The organism is Francisella halioticida, assembly GCF_002211785.1.
GTDB classification, from domain to species: domain Bacteria; phylum Pseudomonadota; class Gammaproteobacteria; order Francisellales; family Francisellaceae; genus Francisella; species Francisella halioticida.
Map to the genome: position 1 here is coordinate 422,082 of NZ_CP022132.1, position 19,554 is coordinate 441,635.

The following is a 19,554-nucleotide window of genomic DNA, read 5'->3' on the forward strand; positions in this document are numbered from 1 at the left end:
ATCGTAATCACAGAGTTAATATAATAATAATAATAGAGGATTAAATAATGTCTTTAGGATTGGTTGGTCGCAAATGTGGTATGACTCGTATTTTTACTGAAGATGGTGTTTCTATTCCTGTAACAGTAGTTCAAGTTGAGCCTAACAAAGTTGCTCAAGTTAAAACTACTGAGGCGGATGGTTATAATGCTATACAAGTAACTACTGGTTTCAAGAAGCGTTCAAATGTAAACAAGCCTACAGCTGGTCACTATGCGAAAGCTGGTGTTGAGCCTGGTAGAGGATTGTGGGAATTCGCTATAGATAATGTTTCTGAATATGAAGTTGGCTCATCTGTTGATGCTAACATATTTGAAGCAGGTCAAAAGGTGGATGTAAGGGGTGTATCTAAAGGTAAAGGCTTTCAAGGTGGTGTTAAGCGCCATAACTTTGCTATGCAAGATGCAACTCATGGTAACTCACTTTCTCATAGAGCTCATGGTTCTACTGGTCAAAACCAGACTCCAGGTAGAGTGTTTAAGAACAAGAAGATGGCTGGTCATATGGGTAATGAGAATGTTACCATTCAGTCTCTTGAGGTTGTGAAAGTGGACGTGGAAAATGGTTTGTTGCTTTTAAAAGGCGGTATTCCAGGCTCAGTTGGTGGCAATATTATTGTTACTCCAGCTGTTAAAAGTTAGTAGATAAATATTAAATACCGGAGATTGTTGTGGACTTAAATATGAAATCTTTAGCTGGTGCAGAGGCTGGTGTAGTAGATGTTGCAGAAGGTATTTTTGCAACAGACTATAATGAAGCTCTAATTCACCAGGTTGTTGTTGCTTATATGGCAGGTGCTCGTCAAGGAACAAAGGCTCAAAAAACTAGATCTGAAGTGTCTGGTGGTGGAGCTAAGCCTTGGAGGCAGAAAGGTACAGGTAGAGCAAGAGCTGGTACTATCCGTTCTCCTATCTTTAGAAAAGGTGGTGTAACATTTGCTGCTAAGCCCAAAAGTTATAAGCAAAAAGTTAATCGCAAAATGTATTCAGGCGCTATAAAGTCTATTTTATCTGAGCTATTAAGATCAAATAGAATGACTGTAGTTGAAGAATTAAAGTTAGAAACTCCAAAGACAAAAGAGTTTAAATTAGTTGTTGATTCTTTAGGAGTTAATGATGTGCTTTTTGTTGTTGGTGTAGAAGAATTTAGTGAGAATCTATACTTATCTTCTAGAAACCTTAAGAATGTAGCAGTGTGTGATTCTGTGGAAATTAATCCGGTTTCTTTAGTATGCTTTGAAAACATTGTTTTCACTAAAAAAGCTATAAAAGAAATAGAGGAGAAGTTGGTATGAGTTCTCAAGAAAAATTATTAAAAACTGTGATAAGACCTCATGTTTCTGATAAAACTTATGGTCTTTCAGATGCAAATTCAACAATCGTGTTTGAAGTTGCTAGATTTGCAAGCAAACAAGATGTAAAAAGTGCTATTGAGCAGCTTTTTGAAGTTAAAGTTGAGTTTGTAAATATCCTTAATGTTAAGGGTAAGGCGCGTAGATTTGGTCGTGTTGAAGGTAGAACAAAAGCTTGGAAAAAAGCTTATGTGAAGCTTGCTGAAGGACATGATATCAATTTTATTGGTGCAGAGTAATTATAAAGAAGGTTTATAATCATGATTGAAATAAAAAAAGCTAAACCTACTTCACCTGGCCGTCGCCACGTAGTGAGCGTAAAGAATACAGAATTACATACAGGTAAGCCATTTAAAGGTTTGGTGGAAGCTAAAAGTAAAAAAGCTGGTAGAAATAATACTGGTAGAATTACAGTTCGTCATCAAGGTGGTGGACATAAACAACATTATCGTGTAGTTGATTTCAAAAGAAATAAAGATGATATCACAGCTAAGGTTGAGAGAATCGAGTACGATCCTAATCGTAGTGCAAATATTGCTTTAGTTTTATATGCTGATGGTGAAAGAAGATACATTATTGCTCCTAAAGGACTAAAGAAAGATATGTCTATAGTTTCTGGAGAAAGAGTTGATGTCGCTGTTGGTAACAGTATGCCACTTAGAAATATTCCTCTAGGTACAGTTATTCATAATATCGAGATGAAGCCTAAAAAAGGTGCGCAAATGATCAGAAGTGCTGGTACTTTTGCTCAATTGGTTGGTAAGGATAATGCGTATGCAATTATTCGTTTAAGATCAGGTGAGATGAGAAGAGTGCTTTTGGATTGTAGAGCGGTTATTGGTGTAGTATCTAATTCTGAGCATAACTTAAAATCTTTAGGTAAAGCTGGTGCTAAGCGTTGGAGAGGTGTAAGACCTACAGTTAGAGGTGTTGCAATGAACCCAGTAGATCACCCGCATGGTGGTGGTGAAGGTCGTACTTCTGGTGGTAGAGATCCTGTCTCACCTTGGGGTGTGCCAACTAAAGGTTATAAGACGCGTAAAAATAAGCGCTCTAATAAGTTGATTGTTCAAAAACGTAAGTAATTAGGGAGAGGGTTGTGTCTCGTTCATTAAAAAAAGGACCTTTTGTAGATCATCATCTTTTAAAGAAGGTTTTTGAAGCGCAAGAAAGTAATTCTAAGAAGCCAATCAAAACATGGTCAAGAAGATCATTGATTGTGCCAGATATGATAGGTTTAACTATAGCTGTACATAACGGTAAGCAACATGTGCCTGTTCTTATGACTGAAGAAATGGTTGGTCATAAGTTAGGAGAGTTTGCAATAACTCGTAACTATCGTGGTCATGCAGCTGATAAAAAAGCTAAGAAGAAATAGTTGGGGTTATATTACATGGAAGTACAAGCTAAATTGAAATTTGCAAGAATTTCAGCTCAAAAATGTAGATTGGTTGCTGATCAAATCAGGGGTTTACCTGTAGAGAAAGCTGTTAATCTTTTGACTTTTAGTAACAATAAAGCAGCAGTTTTAATAAAAGATGTTTTGAACTCTGCTGTTGCAAATGCTGAGCATAATGATGGTATGGATGTTGATTCTTTGTTTGTTTCAACTGTATTCGTAGATGAAGGTCCTACTTTGAAGCGTTTTGAAGCTAGAGCAAAAGGTCGTGGTAATCGTATTTTAAAAAGAACTTCACATATTACTGTGAAAGTTGCTGAGAAAAATTAAGAGGTGTAGTAAAAATGGGTCAAAAAGTAAATCCTAATGGAATTCGATTAGGCATAGTAAAAGAGCATAACTCAACTTGGTATGCTGACTCTTCTGACTACGCTATTAAGCTTAATGAAGACATTAAGGTTAGAGAGTTTTTGCATAAAAAACTTGCTTCAGCAGCGGTTAGTAAGATTCAGATTGAGAGACCTGCACAAAATGCTAAAATTACAATTCACACGGCAAGACCTGGTATTGTAATTGGTAAGAAAGGTGAAGATGTTGAAAAACTTCGTGCAGAAGTTAATAAGTTGATGGGTATTCCTGTCCAGATAAACATTGAAGAAATCCGTAAGCCTGAAATAGATGCTAAATTAGTTGCAGATAACGTTGCTCAGCAGTTAGAAAAGAGAGTAATGTTCAGAAGAGCTATGAAAAAAGCTATGCAAGGTGCTATGAAGTCTGGTGCTAAAGGTATCAAGATTATGGTTAGTGGCCGTTTAGGTGGTGCTGAGATTGCTCGTTCTGAATGGGCTAGAGATGGTCGTGTACCTCTGCAAACATTTAGGGCAGATGTGGATTACTCTACAGCATCAGCTTTGACTACTTACGGCATTATCGGTGTTAAGGTTTGGATCTATAAGGGTGAGATTCTTCCTGGTCAATTAGAGCAGCAGAAGAAAAATAACAATAGAAAAGGAGCGAGATAATGTTACAGCCTAAGCGTACAAAGTTTCGTAAACAGCAGAAGATGCGTAATAGAGGCTTAGCTCACAGAGGTAATAAAGTAAGCTTTGGTGAGTTTGGTCTTCAAGCAACATCTAGAGGTAGAATCACTGCTAGACAAATAGAGGCAGGCAGAAGGGCTATTACTCGTCATATTAAGCGTGGTGGTCAGGTTTGGATTAGAATATTTCCGGATAAGCCTATTACAGAAAAGCCTCTTGAAGTTCGTATGGGTAAAGGTAAGGGTTCAGTTGAATATTGGGTTGCTCAAATTCAACCAGGACGTGTACTATATGAGATTACTGGTGTTAAAGAAGAGTTAGCTCGTGAAGCTTTTGCAAGAGCAGCGGCTAAGATGCCAGTGCAGACAACTTTTGTTGAAAAGCAGGTGATGTAATGAAAAGAAATGATACTTTAAAAGATTATAGAGGTAAAAGTATTGACCAATTGCAAGAAGCGAAAATTGAGTTATTGCAACAATTATTTTCTCTTCGTATGCAAAAAGGTACAGGGCAATTAAAAAAGAATCACTTATTCAAAAGTGCTAAAAGAGATATTGCTCGTATAAATACAATAATATCAGAAAAGAATAAATAGGTGCCGTAAAAGATGAGCGATAAAATTAGATTGTTAGAAGGTAAAGTTTCTAGCGTTGCTATGGATAAGACTGTAGTAGTAAGAGCCGAAAGATACGTTAAGCACCCTTTATATGGTAAGTTTGTTAAGAAAACTACTAAGTATTATGTTCATGATGAGAAAAGTGAATGTAAGCAGGGCGATGTTATTAAGTTCAAGGAAACTAAGCCATACTCAAAAACTAAGAAGTGGTGTTTAGTAGATATTATCCATAGAGAAAAATAATAAATTTGATTTTATTTTTGTTTATTGGTATATTTATCGGACTGCAAAAATGCACAAGCAGTCTTATCTAATAATAAATAAGGGTTATTTGTATGATTCAAATGCAAACAGAACTCCAAGTTGCCGATAATAGTGGCGCTAAGAGAGTTGAGTGTATAAAAGTTTTGGGGGGCTCTCATCGCAGATACGCATCTATTGGTGATGTTATAAAAGTAACTGTGAAAGAAGCTGCTCCAAGAGGTAAAGCTAAGAAAGGATCTGTATATAATGCTGTAGTTGTGAGAACAGCTAAAGGTGTGCGCAGAAAAGATGGTTCTAAGGTTCGTTTTGACGGCAATGCTGCTGTGCTTCTAAATGCTAACGGTCAACCAATAGGAACTCGTATCTTTGGTCCTGTAACAAGGGAACTTCGTACTGAGAAGTTTATGAAGATTGTATCTTTAGCACCAGAAGTATTATAGTTATTTATTGAGGTGTAAGTAATGAATAGATTAAAAAAAGGTGATGATGTAATTGTTGTCGCTGGTAAAGATAAGGGTCGCAGAGGCGTTGTTAAGTCATTCGCTAATGGTGATTCTTTGGTTTTAGTGGAAGGTATTAATGTTGTTAAGAAACATGTTAAGCCTAATCCAAATAAAGGTGTTGAAGGTGGAGTTGTTGAAAAAGAGCTTCCTGTAGATGCATCTAACGTTGCTATCTTTAACCCAACTACAGAAAAAGCTGATAGAGTGGGTTATAAGTTTGTTGATGAGAAAAAGGTTCGCTACTTTAAATCTAATGGCGAGCTTGTAGACTTATAGGACTAAGTTTTTATGGCAAGATTAAAGGATCATTATCGAAAAGAGCTTGTTGCTAAGTTAAAGAATGAGCTTGAAGTAGATAATATAATGGAAGTTCCAGGTATTGAGAAAATTACTCTTAATATGGGTGTAGGTGATGCTGCAAAAGACAAGAAAATTATGACTTTTGCATTAAATGATTTGACAGCTATTGCTGGTCAAAAGCCTGTTGTTACTAAGTCTAAAAAATCAATTGCTGGTTTTAAAATCCGTGATGGATGGCCAATCGGTTGTAAAGTTACTTTACGTGGTGAGCGTATGTACGAATTTTTAGATAGACTTATAACAATTGCTATTCCTAGAATCAGAGATTTTAGGGGTTTAAGTGCTAAGTCTTTTGATGGTAGAGGAAACTATAGCTTGGGTATGAGAGAGCAGATTTCTTTCCCTGAGATTGATTATGATAAAGTTGACTCAATCAGAGGTTTAGATATTTCGATAACTACTACAGCTAAAAACGATAATCAAGGAAGAGCTTTGCTTAAAGCATTTGGTTTTCCTTTTAAGTCTTAATCTAAATTGGGGTTTTAAATGGCGAAGAAATCAATGATTCAGAGAGAACTAAAGAGAGAAAAATTAGTAGCTAAATATGCTCAAAAAAGAGCTGAGCTTAAGGCTATTATTCTTGATGTAAACTCTACTGAAGAACAAGTATGGGAAGCTCAAATTAAACTGCAAAAACTACCAGTAAACTCTTCAGCTTCTAGAGTACAAAGAAGATGTAAAGTTACAGGTAGGCCACATGCTGTATACAGAAAATTTGGCTTATGTCGTAATAAGCTTAGAGAGTATGCAATGGCAGGAGATATTCCTGGTTTGAAGAAAGCTAGTTGGTAATAAGGAATTTTAAGTTATGAGTATGCAAGATCCTATAGCGGATATGTTTACAAGAATCAGAAATGGTTTTTCTTCAGATAAAGAAACTGTTTCTGTACCATTTTCAAAGATGAAAATGGAAATCGCAAACTTCTTAGTTAAAGAAGGCTACGTTAAAGGCTGTGCTAAAGGTACAACTTCAATAGGTCATCCTTCTATAGAAATTGAGCTTAAGTATCATTCTGGTGCTCCTGCGATCGAAATGATCAAAAGAGTTTCTAGACCTAGTTTGAGAATATATAAGTCGCACGAAGAGCTACCAAGTGTATATGGTGGTTTTGGTGTTGCGATTATCTCTACTTCTAAAGGTTTAGTAAGTGATAGAAAGGCAAGAGCTCTTGGTGTTGGTGGCGAAGTAATTGGTTACGTAGCTTAAGTTAGCAAGGAGATTTGATATGTCAAGAATAGGTAAAAAACCTGTTGCTATACCAAGTGGTGTTACAGTTAATGTTGCTGCTGGTAATCAAGTAGAAGTTAAGGGAGCTAAGGCTACTTTAAATAAGACTTTTTCTACTGATGTGACTTTTAATGTTGTTGATAATGAGGCAACTATTGCACCTAATAACAATAGTAAAAATGCAGTTGCTCAATCTGGTACAGCTAGAGCGATCTTAAACAACATGGTTGAAGGTGTAAGCAAAGGTTTTGAAAGAAAACTGAAGATTATAGGTGTAGGTTACCGTGCTAAAGTCCAAGGTAGTGAATTGAATCTTACATTAGGATTTTCTCACCCTGTTGTTTATGCTTTACCACAAGGTGTAACTGCAGAGACTCCAGCTCCTACAGAAATCGTTCTCAAAAGTGCTGACAAAGAGCTTTTGGGTAAAGTAGCAGCTGAAATTAGAGACTACAGAAAGCCTGAGCCTTATAAAGGTAAAGGTGTTCGTTATGAAAACGAATATGTAGCTAAGAAAGAAGCTAAGAAGAAGTAGTTAGTAAAGGAAGTATTATTATGGATAAAAAAACTGCTCGTTTAAATCGTAGTAAGCGTACTAGAATTAAACTAAGAGAATTAGGGCATACTAGACTTTGTGTTTATAGAACACCTAAGCATGTATATGCTCAAGTAATTTCTGGTGATGGTTCTACTGTATTAGCTTCTGCGTCTACTGTAGAGAAAGATGTTAAAGCAAAATGCAAATATACTGGTAATGTTGAGTCTGCTACAATTGTTGGTGAAGTTATCGCTAATAGATGTAAAGACAAAGGTATCGAGCTAGTTGCTTTTGATAGATCTGGATATAAATATCATGGACGTGTAAAAGCTTTAGCGGAAGCTGCTAGAGAACATGGTCTACAGTTTTAATAAATAAAATATGGATGATTATTCATTATGTCTAATGAAGTAAAAAAGAACGAAGAGCTGATTGAAAAGTTAGTTAGTGTTAAAAGACACTCTAAGACAGTTAAAGGTGGTAGAATCATGAGCTTTGCCGCACTAACTGTTGTAGGTGACGGTAAAGGTAGAATTGGTGTTGGAAGAGGTAAATCAAGAGAAGTGCCTGTTGCTATCCAAAAAGCTATGGAAAATGCTAAGAAAAACATGGTATCAGTAAATCTTAATGACGATACGTTATGGTATGCTACTATGTCTAATCATGGCGCTTCAAAAGTATATATGCAGCCTGCATCTGCTGGTACTGGTATTATTGCTGGTGGTGCTATGCGTTCTGTGTTTGAAGCTGTTGGTGTACATAACGTTTTAGCAAAAACATATGGCTCAACAAATCCTGTAAACGTTGTTAGAGCAACAATTGCAGGTTTGGCTAAAATTAAATCACCAGAACAGATCGCTGATAAAAGAGGTCTTTCTGTTGAAGAGATTCAGGGGTAATTAAAAAATGACTCAAGCTAAAACATTTAAAGTTACTTTAGTAAAAAGCCTGATAGGTCGCAAACAAAATCATATAGCATCTGCTAGAGGTTTGGGTTTAAGAAAAATCAACCACACAGTTGAAGTATTAGATACTCCAGAGAATCGTGGTATGGCTAATAAAATATATTATATGGTTAAGATAGAGGGGTAGTATCAAATGAAATTAAATACAATTGCTCCTGCTGCTGGCTCAAAAAGCGCTCCAAAAAGGCTTGGTCGTGGTATAGGAAGTGGTTTAGGCAAGACTTCTGGTAAGGGTCACAAAGGTCAAAAAGCACGTTCAGGTGGTTACCATAAGGTAGGTTTTGAGGGTGGTCAAATGCCTTTACAAAGAAGATTGCCAAAATTTGGTTTCACTTCTGCGTCTAAAAGGTTTGTTGCTGAGATCAGACTTCATGAATTAAATCATGTTGCTGCTGACGAAGTAACATTGGATACTTTGAAAGATCTTGGTCTTATTAGAAAAGATATTAAAACAGCAAAAGTAATAGCTAGTGGTGAAATCCAAAAAGCTGTTAACCTAAAAGGTATAGCTTGCACTAAAGGTGCTAAAGAAGCTATCGAAAAAGCTGGTGGTAAAGTAGAGTAAGATTAAAGATATGTCAAAGTTTAATAGTGCTTCTGGTACAACAGGTGAATTAAAATCACGACTAATTTTTGTAGTTGTTGCTATATTGGTATTTAGATTAGGTGTATATATTCCTATTCCAAATATTGATCCTACAAAATTAGTTCAAATTATTTCAAATCAACACTCATCTACAAATGGTTTGATGAGTATGTTTAATATGTTCTCTGGTGGCGCTCTTACTCAAATGAGTATCTTTGCTTTGGGTGTGATGCCTTATATTTCTGCATCTATCGTCTTTCAAATGCTATCAGCTGTATATCCAAAATTTATAGAGCTGAAGAAAGAAGGTGAATCAGGTCAGAAAAAAATCACTCAGTATACAAGATATTTTACTCTTGCTTTAGCTGTAGTGCAATCATTTGGTATTGTTGCATTTGTATTGCATCAAGATGGTTTAGTAACTACAAACAATATGCCGTTATTTTATTTAACAACTATTGTTTCAGTTACTACAGGTAGTATGTTTTTGATGTGGTTGGGTGAGCAAATCACGGAAAGAGGTGTAGGAAACGGTATTTCACTACTAATTTTTTCGGGTATCATTGCAAATCTTCCATTTGAAATATCAAACACTCTATCTCAGGCAAACCAGCATGTAATATCATATTTATCTGTTTGGGTACTTTTAATACTTCTTTTGTTAGTGATAGCATTTGTAGTATTTATGGAAAGTGCTCAAAGAAAAATTACTGTGAACTATGCAAAAAGACAACAGGGTAGAAAAATGTTTGCTGCCCAAACAAGTCATTTGCCTTTAAAGCTAAATATGGCAGGTGTAATTCCAGCTATTTTTGCTTCATCTATATTAATGGTACCAGGTGTGTTGATTGGTTGGTTATCTAATTACAATTCACTAGGTTGGTTAGCTGATGTTGCTGAAATATTACAGCCAGGCAGTATAGTTTACACAGTAGTGTTTGCTGCGACTATTATATTTTTCTGTTTCTTTTATACTTCATTAGTATTTAATCCCAAAGAAACAGCAGATAACTTAAAAAAGTCTGGTGCTTATATTTCAGGTGTAAGACCTGGTGAGCAAACAGCTAAGTATATAGATGCAGTTATGACAAGATTAACTTTAGTTGGTTCATTATATATTACAGCTATATGTTTGTTACCGATATTTGTAGTGAAATTCTTTGCACAAGGTTTATCATTTACGTTCGGTGGAACATCTTTACTAATTGTTGTAGTTGTGATGATGGACTTTATGGCTCAAGTTAGATCACATATGATGTCAACACAATATGATTCTTTACTGAAAAAAGCAAATCTTAGTGGTAAGAGAAAATAGAGAAATATTTTTGGAGAAATATAATGAAAGTTAGAGCTTCAGTTAAAAAAATGTGTAGGAACTGTAAAGTTATCAAGCGTAACAGAGTTGTTCGCGTGATATGTACAGACCCTAGACATAAGCAAAGACAAGGTTAATCAGTCAAGCAAATTAAATAAAGCTTGATTATTTGTTTTTTAAAAGTTATCCTAGCAAGTTACTAATTGCTATGGTAGCAAATAAATTAAGAATAATTATTTAGGAGTGAATTAGATGGCTCGTATAGCTGGTGTTAATATTCCTGTTCATAAACATGCAGTAATAGGATTAACTTCAATTTATGGAATAGGTAAAACAAGAGCACAACAAATATGTGAATCTTGTAAACTAGATCCAACTGTTAAAATCAAAGAATTAACAGATGAGCAAGTTGAAGCCTTAAGAACAGAGGTTGCTAAATATACTATAGAAGGTGACCTGCGTCGTGAAGTTTCTATGGACATAAAAAGACTTATGGACTTAGGTTGCTTTAGAGGTAGAAGACATCGTCGTAGCCTTCCTGTAAGAGGGCAAAGAACGAAGACTAATGCTCGTACTCGTAAGGGTCCAAGAAAGCCAATCAAGGCGTAATACAATTATAACTATAAAGATTAAAGGGTAGATTATATGGCTAAGTCTGTTAGATCATCAAAGAAAAAAGTAAAAAGAGTAGTTACTGATGCAGTTGCTCATATTTACTCATCTTTTAATAACACTATAGTAACTATCACAGATAGACAAGGTAATGCTTTATCTTGGGCTACTTCTGGTGGTAGCGGCTTTAGAGGTTCAAGAAAAAGTACACCTTTCGCTGCTCAGGTTGCAGCAGAAAGAGCAGCTGATATGGCTCTAGAATATGGTGTTAAAAATGTAGATGTTTTAGTAAAAGGACCAGGTTCAGGTAGAGATTCAGCTGTTAGGGCTTTAAATGCTAAGAACTTAAAAGTATCAAGTATAACAGATGTGACTTCATTACCTCATAATGGTTGTCGTCCTCCTAAAAAACGTCGTGTTTAATATTTTAAAGGGAAATAAATAATGGCTAGATATCTAGGACCAAAGTGTAAACTTTCTAGAAGAGAAGGTACTGACTTATTTTTAAAAAGTGGTGTAAAAGCTAACGACGAAAAATGTAAAATGAATACTGTACCAGGTCAACATGGATCAAGAAGAGCGCGTCTTTCTGACTATGGTTTACAGTTAAGAGAAAAGCAAAAAGTTCGTCGTATGTATGGTATTTTGGAAGGTCAATTCAAAAAATACTATATTGAAGCTAATAGAAGAAAAGGTAACACAGGTGCTACTTTATTAGAACTATTAGAATCAAGATTAGATAATGTTGTTTATAGAATGGGCTTTGCTGCTACTCGTGCAGAGGCTAGACAACTTGTCGTTCATAAAGGCATAGTTTTTAATGGACATACTTGTAATGTACCATCAGCTCAAGTTAAAGCTGGTAATATAGTTGCAGTAAGAGAAAAAGCTAAGAAGCAATTAAGAATTCAAAATGCTGTAGAGCTTGCTAAGAGCAGAAAAGAACTTTCTTGGATTGATGTAAATACAGATTCGTTGGAAGGTACTATGAAAGCTTCTCCAGATAGATCTGAGCTATCGTCAGACATAAATGAACAATTAATCATCGAGCTTTACTCTAAGTAATAATAAATTATTTTATTATCTTTAGTAGCTCTTTATAGCCTTTATTTCAAGGAGATTTTTTAGTGAGTAATAATAATTCAAACCAAGAATTTTTACCTAATATACAGCTTAAAGATGATTTAGGTGCTTTAGGATATAAAGTACAACTTTCTCCTGTAGAAAAAGGTATGGCTCATATCCTTGGCAACTCTATAAGAAGGGTTTTATTATCTTCTCTTCCGGGTGCATCTATTATTAAAGTAAATATTAAAGATGTATTACATGAATATTCTGCTTTAGAAGATGTTAAAGAAGATGTTGTTGAAATTGTTTCTAATTTAAAGAAGGTAGCAATTAAATTTGACAAAGGCATTGATAGTGTTGAATTAGAGTTATCTGTAAATAAAACAGGTATTGTTACAGCTGGTGACTTTAAGACAACTCAAGGTATAGAAATTATAAATAAAGATCAATCTATAGCTACTTTGACTAATCAAAGAGAATTTAGTTTAGTTGCGACAGTTGATTTTGATAGAAATGTCGGAATACTTTCTGCTGTACCAATTGAGTTAGATAGAGTTGGTGATATAGCTGTAGATGCAGATTACAACCCAATAAAAAGAGTTGCTTTTGAAGTAATTGATAATGGTGATAGTGATGTCTTAGAAGTATTTTTGAAGACAAATGGTACTGTAGAACCACTAGCAGCTGTTACAAAAGCTTTGAAATATTTTTGTGAGCAAATGTCAGTTTTTGTATCTCTTAAAGTACCTAGTAATGGTAAAACTGGAGATGCTCTATTAGATTCTAATATTGATCCGATATTTCTTAAACCAATTGATGATTTAGAGCTTACAGTAAGATCATCTAACTGTTTAAGAGCAGAGAACATCAAGTATCTTGGTGATCTTGTTCAGTATAGTGAATCTAAACTTATAAAGATACCTAATTTAGGTAAAAAATCTCTAAATGAGATTAAACAAATATTGATAGATAACAGCTTATCTCTAGGTGTTCAGATTGATAACTTTAGAGAACTAGTTGAAGGAAAATAAATTAAAATATAGTAATCATATAATATTAACTATAAAGGAGTAATTACTATGAGACATCATAAACAGGGTAGAAAGTTTGGTAGAACTAGCAGTCATAGAAAAGCAATGTTTAAGAACATGTCAGCTTCTTTGATTAATCATGAGCTTATCAAAACTACTTTACCAAAAGCTAAAGAATTAAGAACTATCGTTGAGCCTTTAGTTACTTTAGCAAAAAAAGAATATAAATTAAGAAATGAGCTAGATGTTAACTCTAACGAGTTCAAAGCCCAATCAGTTGCCCTAAGAAGACAAGCTTTTGATTTCTTAAGAAACAAAGCAGCCGTGACTAAACTTTTTGAAGAGTTTGGCGCTCGTTACGCAGAAAGGACTGGTGGTTACACTAGAATCCTTAAGTGTGGTTACAGATTTGGTGATAAAGCACCTATGGCTTTCATCGAATTAGTAGACAGACCTGAAGTAGAAGAAGCTGTTGACGAAGAATAATTTCTCTTTTTATCTTAAAAATTTCTCTTAAAATATAAAAATCATGGCACTGTTGTAACTAATGGCCAACTTAGATTTGTATCAATTTTAAGTAGTTCTGAGTGTAGCTTTGTATGTTGTTACATTTCTTTTTTCTAAACTATTTAGTTTTGCTAATCCTAGCTGTGCTAATTTAATTTGTAGAGTACTGTTATGCTTTGAGTTTGCTATTTTTTCTGTTTGTCTCATCTATTTAATGTATGTCACTTTACTCTTTGTAAAATAGATTTGTTCTAAACTAGCTAGCTTACTTTTTAGCTCTTGGTAGATGATATTTCTAGTTGACATTGCTTTATAACAACATAACTTCTACCTTTCTTTGTATCAAAGCTGCCTTGATACATTGTTAGAATATTCATTTAGACGTCAACTTCTATCATTAATGATATATATTCTTGGTATTTAAAAAGTATAGCCTATTGATTTATTCTTATTTCTTCTAAAAAAATACAATATCAACAATAAATCTTTGATTTGAAATTATTTTAAAAAAAGAAAAAATAGTGGTTTTGTAGAAGGATTAAATAGTAAAATTAAAGTTATGAAAAGAAAATGTTACGGATTGAGATCTACTACATTATGCTTTCAGAGAATCTAGTTAGATTTGAATGGTTTTGATAGGTTCGCAATCTAGCAAACTAAATGGGAATAAGTCTTGGTTGTTCCATCTATCTAAACCCTGTGACTTGCTTATTTAACATAAAGCTCATTATATTCTTTTTGTAAATTAACGTCTTAATTCCAGAAAGATGTTCTTCATATTCTTGATAATTATCATAAATACCACACTCAAACATATATTCTTTAGATTCGATAATGCTAAGTTTAATAATGTTTTTTTGAGATGCTTGTGTAAGTATGGGTTGATTGTTATTTATGATCTACCCCGTCAATTTGTGACAGTTTACTACTTCATTTTCCATTATATATTCAAATTGATATGGAGTCATATAATTTATTGTAGAATGTCTCCTTTTTGTATTATAGTAAGCTTCAATATATTCAAATATTGATAGTTTAGCTTCTTCTCTAGTTTTATAGCTTTCATCATGTACTAACTCTACTTTTAAAGTTCCAAAGAAACTTTCACAAGCAGCATTATCGTAACAGCATCCTTTAGAGCTCATACTTGATAGTAGCCAGTGTTCTTTAATAATGTCTTGATATTGTTTGCTACAGTACTGTGACCCTTTATCAGAGTGTATAATCACACCACTAGGAAAATTTCTTCTAAAGGATGCCATATTTAAAGCATTACAAACTAAATCCGCTTTCATCCTAGAATCCATTGCCCAACCAATAACTGATCTTGAGAATAAATCTATAATCACACAAAGATACAGCCACCCCTCTTGTGTAGGTACATAAGTTATATCTGTAACCCACCTATGATTTACAGATAAAGCAGTGAAGTTTTGTTCTAATAAATTATCAGAAACATGTTTGTTGTGGTTAGAATCTATAGTTTTCTTATGCTTACGAGCCGCTTTAGCATGTAAACCAAGTAATTTCATACGTTTAGATACTCTAGGTTGAGTAACTTTCCAACCCATATCTTTAAGCTCTTTGTATATCCTAACACTTCCATATCTAGATTTATGTTCATTAAAATAGCATCATCTAGTTCAGCATCATTATATTGCCTTTTACCTATAGGTTTATGAATCCATCTGTAATATGAAGATGTGCTCACATTCAAAGATTTACATAGTGTTGTTACTGGCATAACTTTATAATGCTCCTTAATAAAGGCGTACCTTACAGATTTTGCTTTGCAAAGTACGCTGTGCCTTTTTTAGTATTTCACGCTCTGTTTCTGCCTGTTTGAGTTTTTTCTTCAAATCAGTATTTTCAAAAGATAGTTGCTGGTACTGCGTTTTATAATCTATCTTTATTTCTTTCTGAGGGTTTGACATGGCTTTGGATATCCAACTGCAAATGGTTTTATATTTAACCCCTAAATTATCTGCTATTTCTCGTCTATTTGCATCTGGTTGTAAACATAATTTAACAGCTTCATCTTTAAACTCTTTTGTATATCTCATCTTGTCTCCTTTTCTTAACACCTAAGTGTCCCAAATAGGAGGGTATGATCATTTTGGAGAAGTGCTAAATGTGAGAGATTTTATTTAAATCAATATCCTGGCATTGTTGAACTAAGAAACGATGTGGATGATTATATAGATTTTTATAATAATAGAAGATTTCATGAGTCTATCAATTATAAAAAACTTATGGAATTTTATTACGATAACTTATTGGAAAAACGGGCGGCTTAGATGGGAACTAAATAATTGAAAATATTGTTTAATTTATTAGGGTAGTATAGTTGAGATCCTGTAGAATATCCATCTACAATTCCAATTGTTAATATACTCATAATGACCTCTTAAAATAAATTTTTGTTGTTTTAGGTATTGATTTTTAAAACTAAAATCATTTCCGTACTCTTAATAGTTTGTTCTATAAACTTTTGGGAATACTTTCCTCGTAACAGAAATGCTTAGGAATAAATGCTTTCTTGACTCCACTAACAAATAAGTCTAGATTTTCATGGGAATTTGAAATTGCGATAGTATAAAAATTCACACTATTCCAAATTAATTCTGCATATAAAAAAGAACATTTAATTGCTTCTAATAGCTTATCCAATGTTACCATTCCTTCATACATAGTGTTAAGTATTGTTTTTTTTTATGGCAATTTGGTTTATGTCATAATATTGAGATTTGAAAAGATGATCTTTTATTTGTTCTCTATGATCATAATCATCACTATTACATTGTTTTAATTTTTCTTCTAAAATTATTATTCCATCTTCTTGTAATACGTTTGTGAGGATTTTTATTTGATTGATTCTATCTGGGTTGTACATTTGAAATACATTTCTTTCATAAATAACATTAAAGCCACCAGTAAAGATTTTTAAGTCTTTATCTGAGAGTATTCTCTTTTTTGTTATTTCATAGTAAGGTATGTTCTTAAAAATAGCTTTGTGGCTATTTACATACTTATCAAACTCTACTTGATTTTCTTTTGTCGATGAAGTGCATAAAGATGCTATTCGATTAAAACTTATCTCTGATAAAATTCTACTTAAATCTCCGCATCCACCACCTGGTTCATAAAAAGAAAAATTATTTCCATTTATGCTTTTCTTCTGTTGGTAAATGTAAATTGCATCTATTAATCTAATGCAGTTTTCAAGAGCATATGGACAACTTGAATAAAAGTGTTCATTGAACACGCCTAATCTCCCTTTTAATTTAGTATAAATTAAATTAAGAGAATGATTTTTTTTGAGGTACTCTTTATTTGGTCTTACTAGGCGCTTTGGTTTTTGAATTTCTCCACTAGCTATATCTGCAAAGTGCTTAGACAATGACCCTACTCGCGGAGATATATTTAAGTGTTCAAAAAAATCATCTGGAATTTTATTACTTATCATATATACCAATGAATCTTAGTTATATTATTATCCTAAGCTGTATTTTTTAAAGCTTCTAGTTATTTTTTCCAATTGTCTGCTCATTGACCACTATTTACTGCCAGCCTAACTATCAAAATAGCATGTAATCTATCTCTAGGCCAGCTCATGTTGTTTATCTTTATATTTTTGATTTATTAAACTTCCAACTATAATTTGTATTAATTTAGCCATAACTTTGACTCTATCTAAATATTTTTTGGTATAAAAGTCAAACCCTATAAGGGTTACAAGATATTATCAAAATTTAGACCATGGTTCAAATCCATTTAACAAAATAAGGGTACTGTTGTAACTATTCAGAAGCTATCAAAAAAACTCTGTTGTTTGTTTTCTGCAGAATATTGAATAATCCAATAATAGGTGATTGTATGATCTGCATCTCCTCCTCTTTCTTTAAGTATCTCCTCTAATTCTCTATAGCTAACACCATATTTTAAATACCAACGGATCGTCCATAAGATAACTACGCCATTAAATTGTTTGTATTTAAACTCATTCATAACATATAGATGATAAAATAATTATAGATGAAATCTAGAATATTTAAAATTATTGATCAATAGTTGTAATAGTGCCAAATTATTTACCAAAAATTTTCATTTTGTGAGTTTAAAATAAAAAAATCTTGAAAAAATAATAATAACTCTCATATATATCTTTGTCATAAATTTATTTAAAAGAGTATAACAAAAGAGGGTTATATAAAATGTCAGAAAAAAAATATACTTTTGAAACTGAGGTAGATAAATTACTTCATCTTGTAATTCATTCACTATATTCAAATCGTGAAATTTTCCTAAGAGAGTTGGTATCAAATAGCTCAGATGCGATTGAGAAATTAAGATATGAGAGTATCTCAAATGCAGAATTAAGTGAAGATGATACTAATTATGCAATAAAACTAGATTTTAATAAGGATGCGAAGACTATTACAGTTAGTGATAATGGTATTGGTATGACAGAAGAAGAAGTTATTGAAAATCTTGGCACTATTGCAAAATCAGGGACTAAAAAGTTTTTGGAAAGTTTAAGTGGTGATAATAGCAAAGATAACGAGCTTATTGGTCAGTTTGGTGTTGGATTTTATTCTTCATTCATCGTTGCTGATAAAGTTACTGTTAGAACAAGAAAAGCAGGGCAAGATAAGGCTCAAGCTACTAAATGGGTTTCTGATGCACAAAGTGGTTTTACAGTAGAGACTATCACTAAAGAAAAGCGTGGTACAGAGATAACTCTTCACATTAAAGAAGATCAATTAGATCTATTAGAGCATAATTTACTAAAAGGTTTAGTTAATAAGTATTCTGATTGTATCAACACTCCAATTCAGATGAAAAAAGTTGAAACTGATGATAAAGGTGAGCAAACAGTCAAAGATGAGTATGAAACAGTAAATAATACTAAAGCTATCTGGTTAAGATCAAAAGATGAAATAACTGATGAAGAGTATCAAGAGTTTTATAAATATCTCTCTCATGATTTTGCGGATGCTTCAATGTGGATACATAATAAAGTTGAAGGTAACCTTGAGTACAATAGTTTGTTATATATCCCGGAGAATAAACCTTTTGATTTCTGGAATAGAGACAAAGATTATGGTTTATCTTTATATGTACGTAGAGTATTTATTATGGAGAATAAGGAATTATTACCTCCATATTTAAGATTTGTTAAAGGTGTAATTGATTCCGCTGATTTACCATTAAACGTATCACGTGAAATTTTACAGCATAACAAAGTTATTGATAAAATTAGAAAGGCTACAGCTTCTAAAGTTCTTGGTGAACTTAAAAAGCTTGCTAATAAAGATACAGAAAAATATCAAAAATTCTGGGATAACTTTGGTCAAGTGCTTAAAGAAGGTATATCTGATGATCACTCAAATAAAGAAAAGATCGCTGGTTTAATGAGATTTGCGACTACTGAAAGTGGTGATTCTAAGCAGATAGTTTCTTTAGCTGACTATATTTCTCGTATGAAAGAAGGTCAAGATACTATCTACTATATTACATCTGATAGTCATAAGGCAGCTGCTAATAATCCTCAGCTTGAAGCATTTAAGAATAAAGGTATCGAAGTAATCCTTATGTCAGATAGAATTGATGAGTGGATGATGTCTACATTGACTGAGTTTGATGGTAAGCATATGAAATCCATTATCAAAGGTGACATTGATCTTGATAAGTTTGAAACTGAAGAAAATAAAGAAAAATTTGAAAAAGAATCTAAAGATTTTAAAAAAATCTTAGAAGAAGTAAAAGAATCTCTTAAAGAAAAAGTTGAAGATGTACGTTTATCTAAGCGTCTAACTGATTCTCCAAGCTGTGTAGTTGTAAATGACTATGGTATGAGCTTACATATGCAAAAGATGATGGAAGAAGCTGGACAATCATTTATGCCTGGTATGGGTATGAAACCTATCTTAGAGCTAAATGCAGAGCATCATTTAGTACAAAAACTAAAAGCTGAAGCTGATACAGAAGTATTTGGTGATATTTCTGAGCTACTTCTTATGCAAGCAATGTTTGTTGAAGGTGCTAAAATAGAAGATCCTATGTCTTTTGTTAAGCTTGTAAATAAATATATCAGATAGGTTTCTTCTCTAAACATTTATAATACCCCAT

At 33.2% G+C, this 19,554-nt stretch carries 35 protein-coding genes; 29 read left to right on the top strand and 6 right to left on the bottom strand.

Annotation, left to right across the window (positions count from 1 at the left end; genetic code table 11):
• Positions 1 to 47: 47 nt before the first annotated feature.
• The 28 genes from rplC (at position 48) to CDV26_RS13910 (ending at position 14,038) form a co-directional block, all read left to right on the top strand.
• Complete coding sequence (rplC, locus tag CDV26_RS02275) at positions 48 to 680, top strand: 50S ribosomal protein L3 (protein ID WP_088771921.1); 633 nt, start codon at positions 48 to 50, stop codon at positions 678 to 680.
• A gap of 29 nt (positions 681 to 709) precedes the next feature.
• A complete protein-coding gene (rplD, locus tag CDV26_RS02280) occupies positions 710 to 1,333 on the top strand; it encodes a 50S ribosomal protein L4 (protein WP_088771922.1) in 624 nt (207 codons plus the stop codon).
• On the top strand, positions 1,330 to 1,629 hold the full coding sequence (gene rplW, locus CDV26_RS02285) for a 50S ribosomal protein L23 (protein WP_088771923.1): 300 nt from the start codon (positions 1,330 to 1,332) through the stop codon (positions 1,627 to 1,629). The genes rplD and rplW overlap by 4 nt, the downstream gene beginning before the upstream one ends.
• A gap of 21 nt (positions 1,630 to 1,650) precedes the next feature.
• The gene (gene rplB / locus CDV26_RS02290) at positions 1,651 to 2,475 is read left to right on the top strand and encodes a 50S ribosomal protein L2 (RefSeq protein ID WP_088771924.1); all 825 of its coding nucleotides are present in this window, start codon (positions 1,651 to 1,653) and stop codon (positions 2,473 to 2,475) included.
• Between the two features lie 14 nt (positions 2,476 to 2,489).
• Positions 2,490 to 2,768, top strand: coding sequence for a 30S ribosomal protein S19 (rpsS, locus tag CDV26_RS02295; protein WP_088771925.1), 279 nt, complete (start codon positions 2,490 to 2,492; stop codon positions 2,766 to 2,768).
• Between the two features lie 15 nt (positions 2,769 to 2,783).
• Positions 2,784 to 3,119 carry a 50S ribosomal protein L22 gene (gene rplV / locus CDV26_RS02300; RefSeq protein ID WP_088771926.1) on the top strand — a complete coding sequence of 112 codons (336 nt, stop codon included), beginning with the start codon at positions 2,784 to 2,786 and terminating at the stop codon, positions 3,117 to 3,119.
• 14 nt (positions 3,120 to 3,133) lie between these two features.
• Complete coding sequence (rpsC, locus tag CDV26_RS02305) at positions 3,134 to 3,811, top strand: 30S ribosomal protein S3 (protein WP_088771927.1); 678 nt, start codon at positions 3,134 to 3,136, stop codon at positions 3,809 to 3,811.
• Positions 3,811 to 4,224, top strand: a complete 414-nt coding sequence (gene rplP, locus CDV26_RS02310) for a 50S ribosomal protein L16 (protein ID WP_088771928.1) — start codon at positions 3,811 to 3,813, stop codon at positions 4,222 to 4,224. The genes rpsC and rplP overlap by 1 nt, the downstream gene beginning before the upstream one ends.
• Positions 4,224 to 4,424 carry a 50S ribosomal protein L29 gene (gene rpmC / locus CDV26_RS02315; RefSeq protein ID WP_072711271.1) on the top strand — a complete coding sequence of 67 codons (201 nt, stop codon included), beginning with the start codon at positions 4,224 to 4,226 and terminating at the stop codon, positions 4,422 to 4,424. Before rplP ends, rpmC begins: the two co-directional genes overlap by 1 nt.
• Positions 4,425 to 4,436: 12 nt before the next feature.
• Entirely contained in the window at positions 4,437 to 4,688 is a 252-nt protein-coding gene (rpsQ, locus tag CDV26_RS02320) for a 30S ribosomal protein S17 (protein WP_088771929.1), read from the top strand.
• Between the two features lie 92 nt (positions 4,689 to 4,780).
• Positions 4,781 to 5,149 carry a 50S ribosomal protein L14 gene (gene rplN / locus CDV26_RS02325; protein ID WP_013922026.1) on the top strand — a complete coding sequence of 123 codons (369 nt, stop codon included), beginning with the start codon at positions 4,781 to 4,783 and terminating at the stop codon, positions 5,147 to 5,149.
• Positions 5,150 to 5,170: 21 nt separating this feature from the next.
• Entirely contained in the window at positions 5,171 to 5,488 is a 318-nt protein-coding gene (gene rplX / locus CDV26_RS02330) for a 50S ribosomal protein L24 (RefSeq protein ID WP_088771930.1), read from the top strand.
• 12 nt (positions 5,489 to 5,500) lie between these two features.
• Entirely contained in the window at positions 5,501 to 6,040 is a 540-nt protein-coding gene (rplE, locus tag CDV26_RS02335; RefSeq protein ID WP_088771931.1) for a 50S ribosomal protein L5, read from the top strand.
• Positions 6,041 to 6,058: 18 nt separating this feature from the next.
• Positions 6,059 to 6,364, top strand: a complete 306-nt coding sequence (rpsN, locus tag CDV26_RS02340; protein ID WP_088771932.1) for a 30S ribosomal protein S14 — start codon at positions 6,059 to 6,061, stop codon at positions 6,362 to 6,364.
• Positions 6,365 to 6,380: 16 nt separating this feature from the next.
• On the top strand, positions 6,381 to 6,779 hold the full coding sequence (gene rpsH / locus CDV26_RS02345; protein ID WP_088771933.1) for a 30S ribosomal protein S8: 399 nt from the start codon (positions 6,381 to 6,383) through the stop codon (positions 6,777 to 6,779).
• 19 nt (positions 6,780 to 6,798) lie between these two features.
• The gene (gene rplF / locus CDV26_RS02350; protein WP_088771934.1) at positions 6,799 to 7,335 is read left to right on the top strand and encodes a 50S ribosomal protein L6; all 537 of its coding nucleotides are present in this window, start codon (positions 6,799 to 6,801) and stop codon (positions 7,333 to 7,335) included.
• Positions 7,336 to 7,355: 20 nt separating this feature from the next.
• On the top strand, positions 7,356 to 7,709 hold the full coding sequence (gene rplR / locus CDV26_RS02355; protein ID WP_088771935.1) for a 50S ribosomal protein L18: 354 nt from the start codon (positions 7,356 to 7,358) through the stop codon (positions 7,707 to 7,709).
• Between the two features lie 27 nt (positions 7,710 to 7,736).
• Entirely contained in the window at positions 7,737 to 8,237 is a 501-nt protein-coding gene (gene rpsE, locus CDV26_RS02360; protein WP_088771936.1) for a 30S ribosomal protein S5, read from the top strand.
• 7 nt (positions 8,238 to 8,244) lie between these two features.
• On the top strand, positions 8,245 to 8,430 hold the full coding sequence (rpmD, locus tag CDV26_RS02365; protein ID WP_040010112.1) for a 50S ribosomal protein L30: 186 nt from the start codon (positions 8,245 to 8,247) through the stop codon (positions 8,428 to 8,430).
• A gap of 6 nt (positions 8,431 to 8,436) precedes the next feature.
• On the top strand, positions 8,437 to 8,868 hold the full coding sequence (rplO, locus tag CDV26_RS02370; RefSeq protein WP_088771937.1) for a 50S ribosomal protein L15: 432 nt from the start codon (positions 8,437 to 8,439) through the stop codon (positions 8,866 to 8,868).
• A gap of 10 nt (positions 8,869 to 8,878) precedes the next feature.
• Positions 8,879 to 10,204: a preprotein translocase subunit SecY gene (gene secY / locus CDV26_RS02375; protein WP_088771938.1), complete on the top strand. Its 1,326-nt coding sequence runs from the start codon at positions 8,879 to 8,881 to the stop codon at positions 10,202 to 10,204.
• A 23-nt stretch (positions 10,205 to 10,227) separates the two neighbouring features.
• Positions 10,228 to 10,341: a 50S ribosomal protein L36 gene (gene rpmJ, locus CDV26_RS02380; RefSeq protein WP_003017816.1), complete on the top strand. Its 114-nt coding sequence runs from the start codon at positions 10,228 to 10,230 to the stop codon at positions 10,339 to 10,341.
• Positions 10,342 to 10,456: 115 nt separating this feature from the next.
• Positions 10,457 to 10,813 (top strand): 30S ribosomal protein S13, encoded by a 357-nt coding sequence (rpsM, locus tag CDV26_RS02385; protein WP_088771939.1) that lies wholly within the window; start codon positions 10,457 to 10,459, stop codon positions 10,811 to 10,813.
• 36 nt (positions 10,814 to 10,849) lie between these two features.
• A complete protein-coding gene (gene rpsK / locus CDV26_RS02390; RefSeq protein ID WP_088771940.1) occupies positions 10,850 to 11,239 on the top strand; it encodes a 30S ribosomal protein S11 in 390 nt (129 codons plus the stop codon).
• A gap of 21 nt (positions 11,240 to 11,260) precedes the next feature.
• Positions 11,261 to 11,881 (top strand): 30S ribosomal protein S4, encoded by a 621-nt coding sequence (gene rpsD / locus CDV26_RS02395; RefSeq protein WP_088771941.1) that lies wholly within the window; start codon positions 11,261 to 11,263, stop codon positions 11,879 to 11,881.
• Positions 11,882 to 11,943: 62 nt separating this feature from the next.
• The gene (locus tag CDV26_RS02400) at positions 11,944 to 12,915 is read left to right on the top strand and encodes a DNA-directed RNA polymerase subunit alpha (RefSeq protein WP_088771942.1); all 972 of its coding nucleotides are present in this window, start codon (positions 11,944 to 11,946) and stop codon (positions 12,913 to 12,915) included.
• A gap of 48 nt (positions 12,916 to 12,963) precedes the next feature.
• Entirely contained in the window at positions 12,964 to 13,401 is a 438-nt protein-coding gene (rplQ, locus tag CDV26_RS02405) for a 50S ribosomal protein L17 (RefSeq protein WP_088771943.1), read from the top strand.
• Between the two features lie 571 nt (positions 13,402 to 13,972).
• Complete coding sequence (locus tag CDV26_RS13910) at positions 13,973 to 14,038, top strand: hypothetical protein (protein WP_420809892.1); 66 nt, start codon at positions 13,973 to 13,975, stop codon at positions 14,036 to 14,038.
• A gap of 283 nt (positions 14,039 to 14,321) precedes the next feature.
• On the opposite strand, the gene CDV26_RS02415 is transcribed toward CDV26_RS13910, so the two are convergent.
• The 6 genes from CDV26_RS02415 to CDV26_RS02440 all read right to left on the bottom strand — a co-directional run bounded on the left by CDV26_RS02415 (position 14,322) and on the right by CDV26_RS02440 (position 17,430).
• Positions 14,322 to 14,993, bottom strand: a complete 672-nt coding sequence (locus CDV26_RS02415) for an IS3 family transposase (protein ID WP_088771944.1) — start codon at positions 14,991 to 14,993, stop codon at positions 14,322 to 14,324.
• Entirely contained in the window at positions 14,951 to 15,166 is a 216-nt protein-coding gene (locus tag CDV26_RS11870; RefSeq protein WP_088771820.1) for a hypothetical protein, read from the bottom strand. Before CDV26_RS11870 ends, CDV26_RS02415 begins: the two co-directional genes overlap by 43 nt.
• A gap of 16 nt (positions 15,167 to 15,182) precedes the next feature.
• Positions 15,183 to 15,506, bottom strand: a complete 324-nt coding sequence (locus CDV26_RS02420; protein ID WP_157671387.1) for a transposase — start codon at positions 15,504 to 15,506, stop codon at positions 15,183 to 15,185.
• A 397-nt stretch (positions 15,507 to 15,903) separates the two neighbouring features.
• Positions 15,904 to 16,092 (bottom strand): hypothetical protein, encoded by a 189-nt coding sequence (locus CDV26_RS02430; protein ID WP_157671389.1) that lies wholly within the window; start codon positions 16,090 to 16,092, stop codon positions 15,904 to 15,906.
• A 25-nt stretch (positions 16,093 to 16,117) separates the two neighbouring features.
• A complete protein-coding gene (locus CDV26_RS02435) occupies positions 16,118 to 16,888 on the bottom strand; it encodes a hypothetical protein (RefSeq protein WP_088771948.1) in 771 nt (256 codons plus the stop codon).
• A 338-nt stretch (positions 16,889 to 17,226) separates the two neighbouring features.
• Positions 17,227 to 17,430: a hypothetical protein gene (locus CDV26_RS02440; RefSeq protein ID WP_088771949.1), complete on the bottom strand. Its 204-nt coding sequence runs from the start codon at positions 17,428 to 17,430 to the stop codon at positions 17,227 to 17,229.
• A gap of 206 nt (positions 17,431 to 17,636) precedes the next feature.
• Between CDV26_RS02440 and htpG the strand changes: the two genes are divergently transcribed.
• Complete coding sequence (gene htpG / locus CDV26_RS02445) at positions 17,637 to 19,523, top strand: molecular chaperone HtpG (RefSeq protein WP_088771950.1); 1,887 nt, start codon at positions 17,637 to 17,639, stop codon at positions 19,521 to 19,523.
• Positions 19,524 to 19,554: the final 31 nt, after the last annotated feature.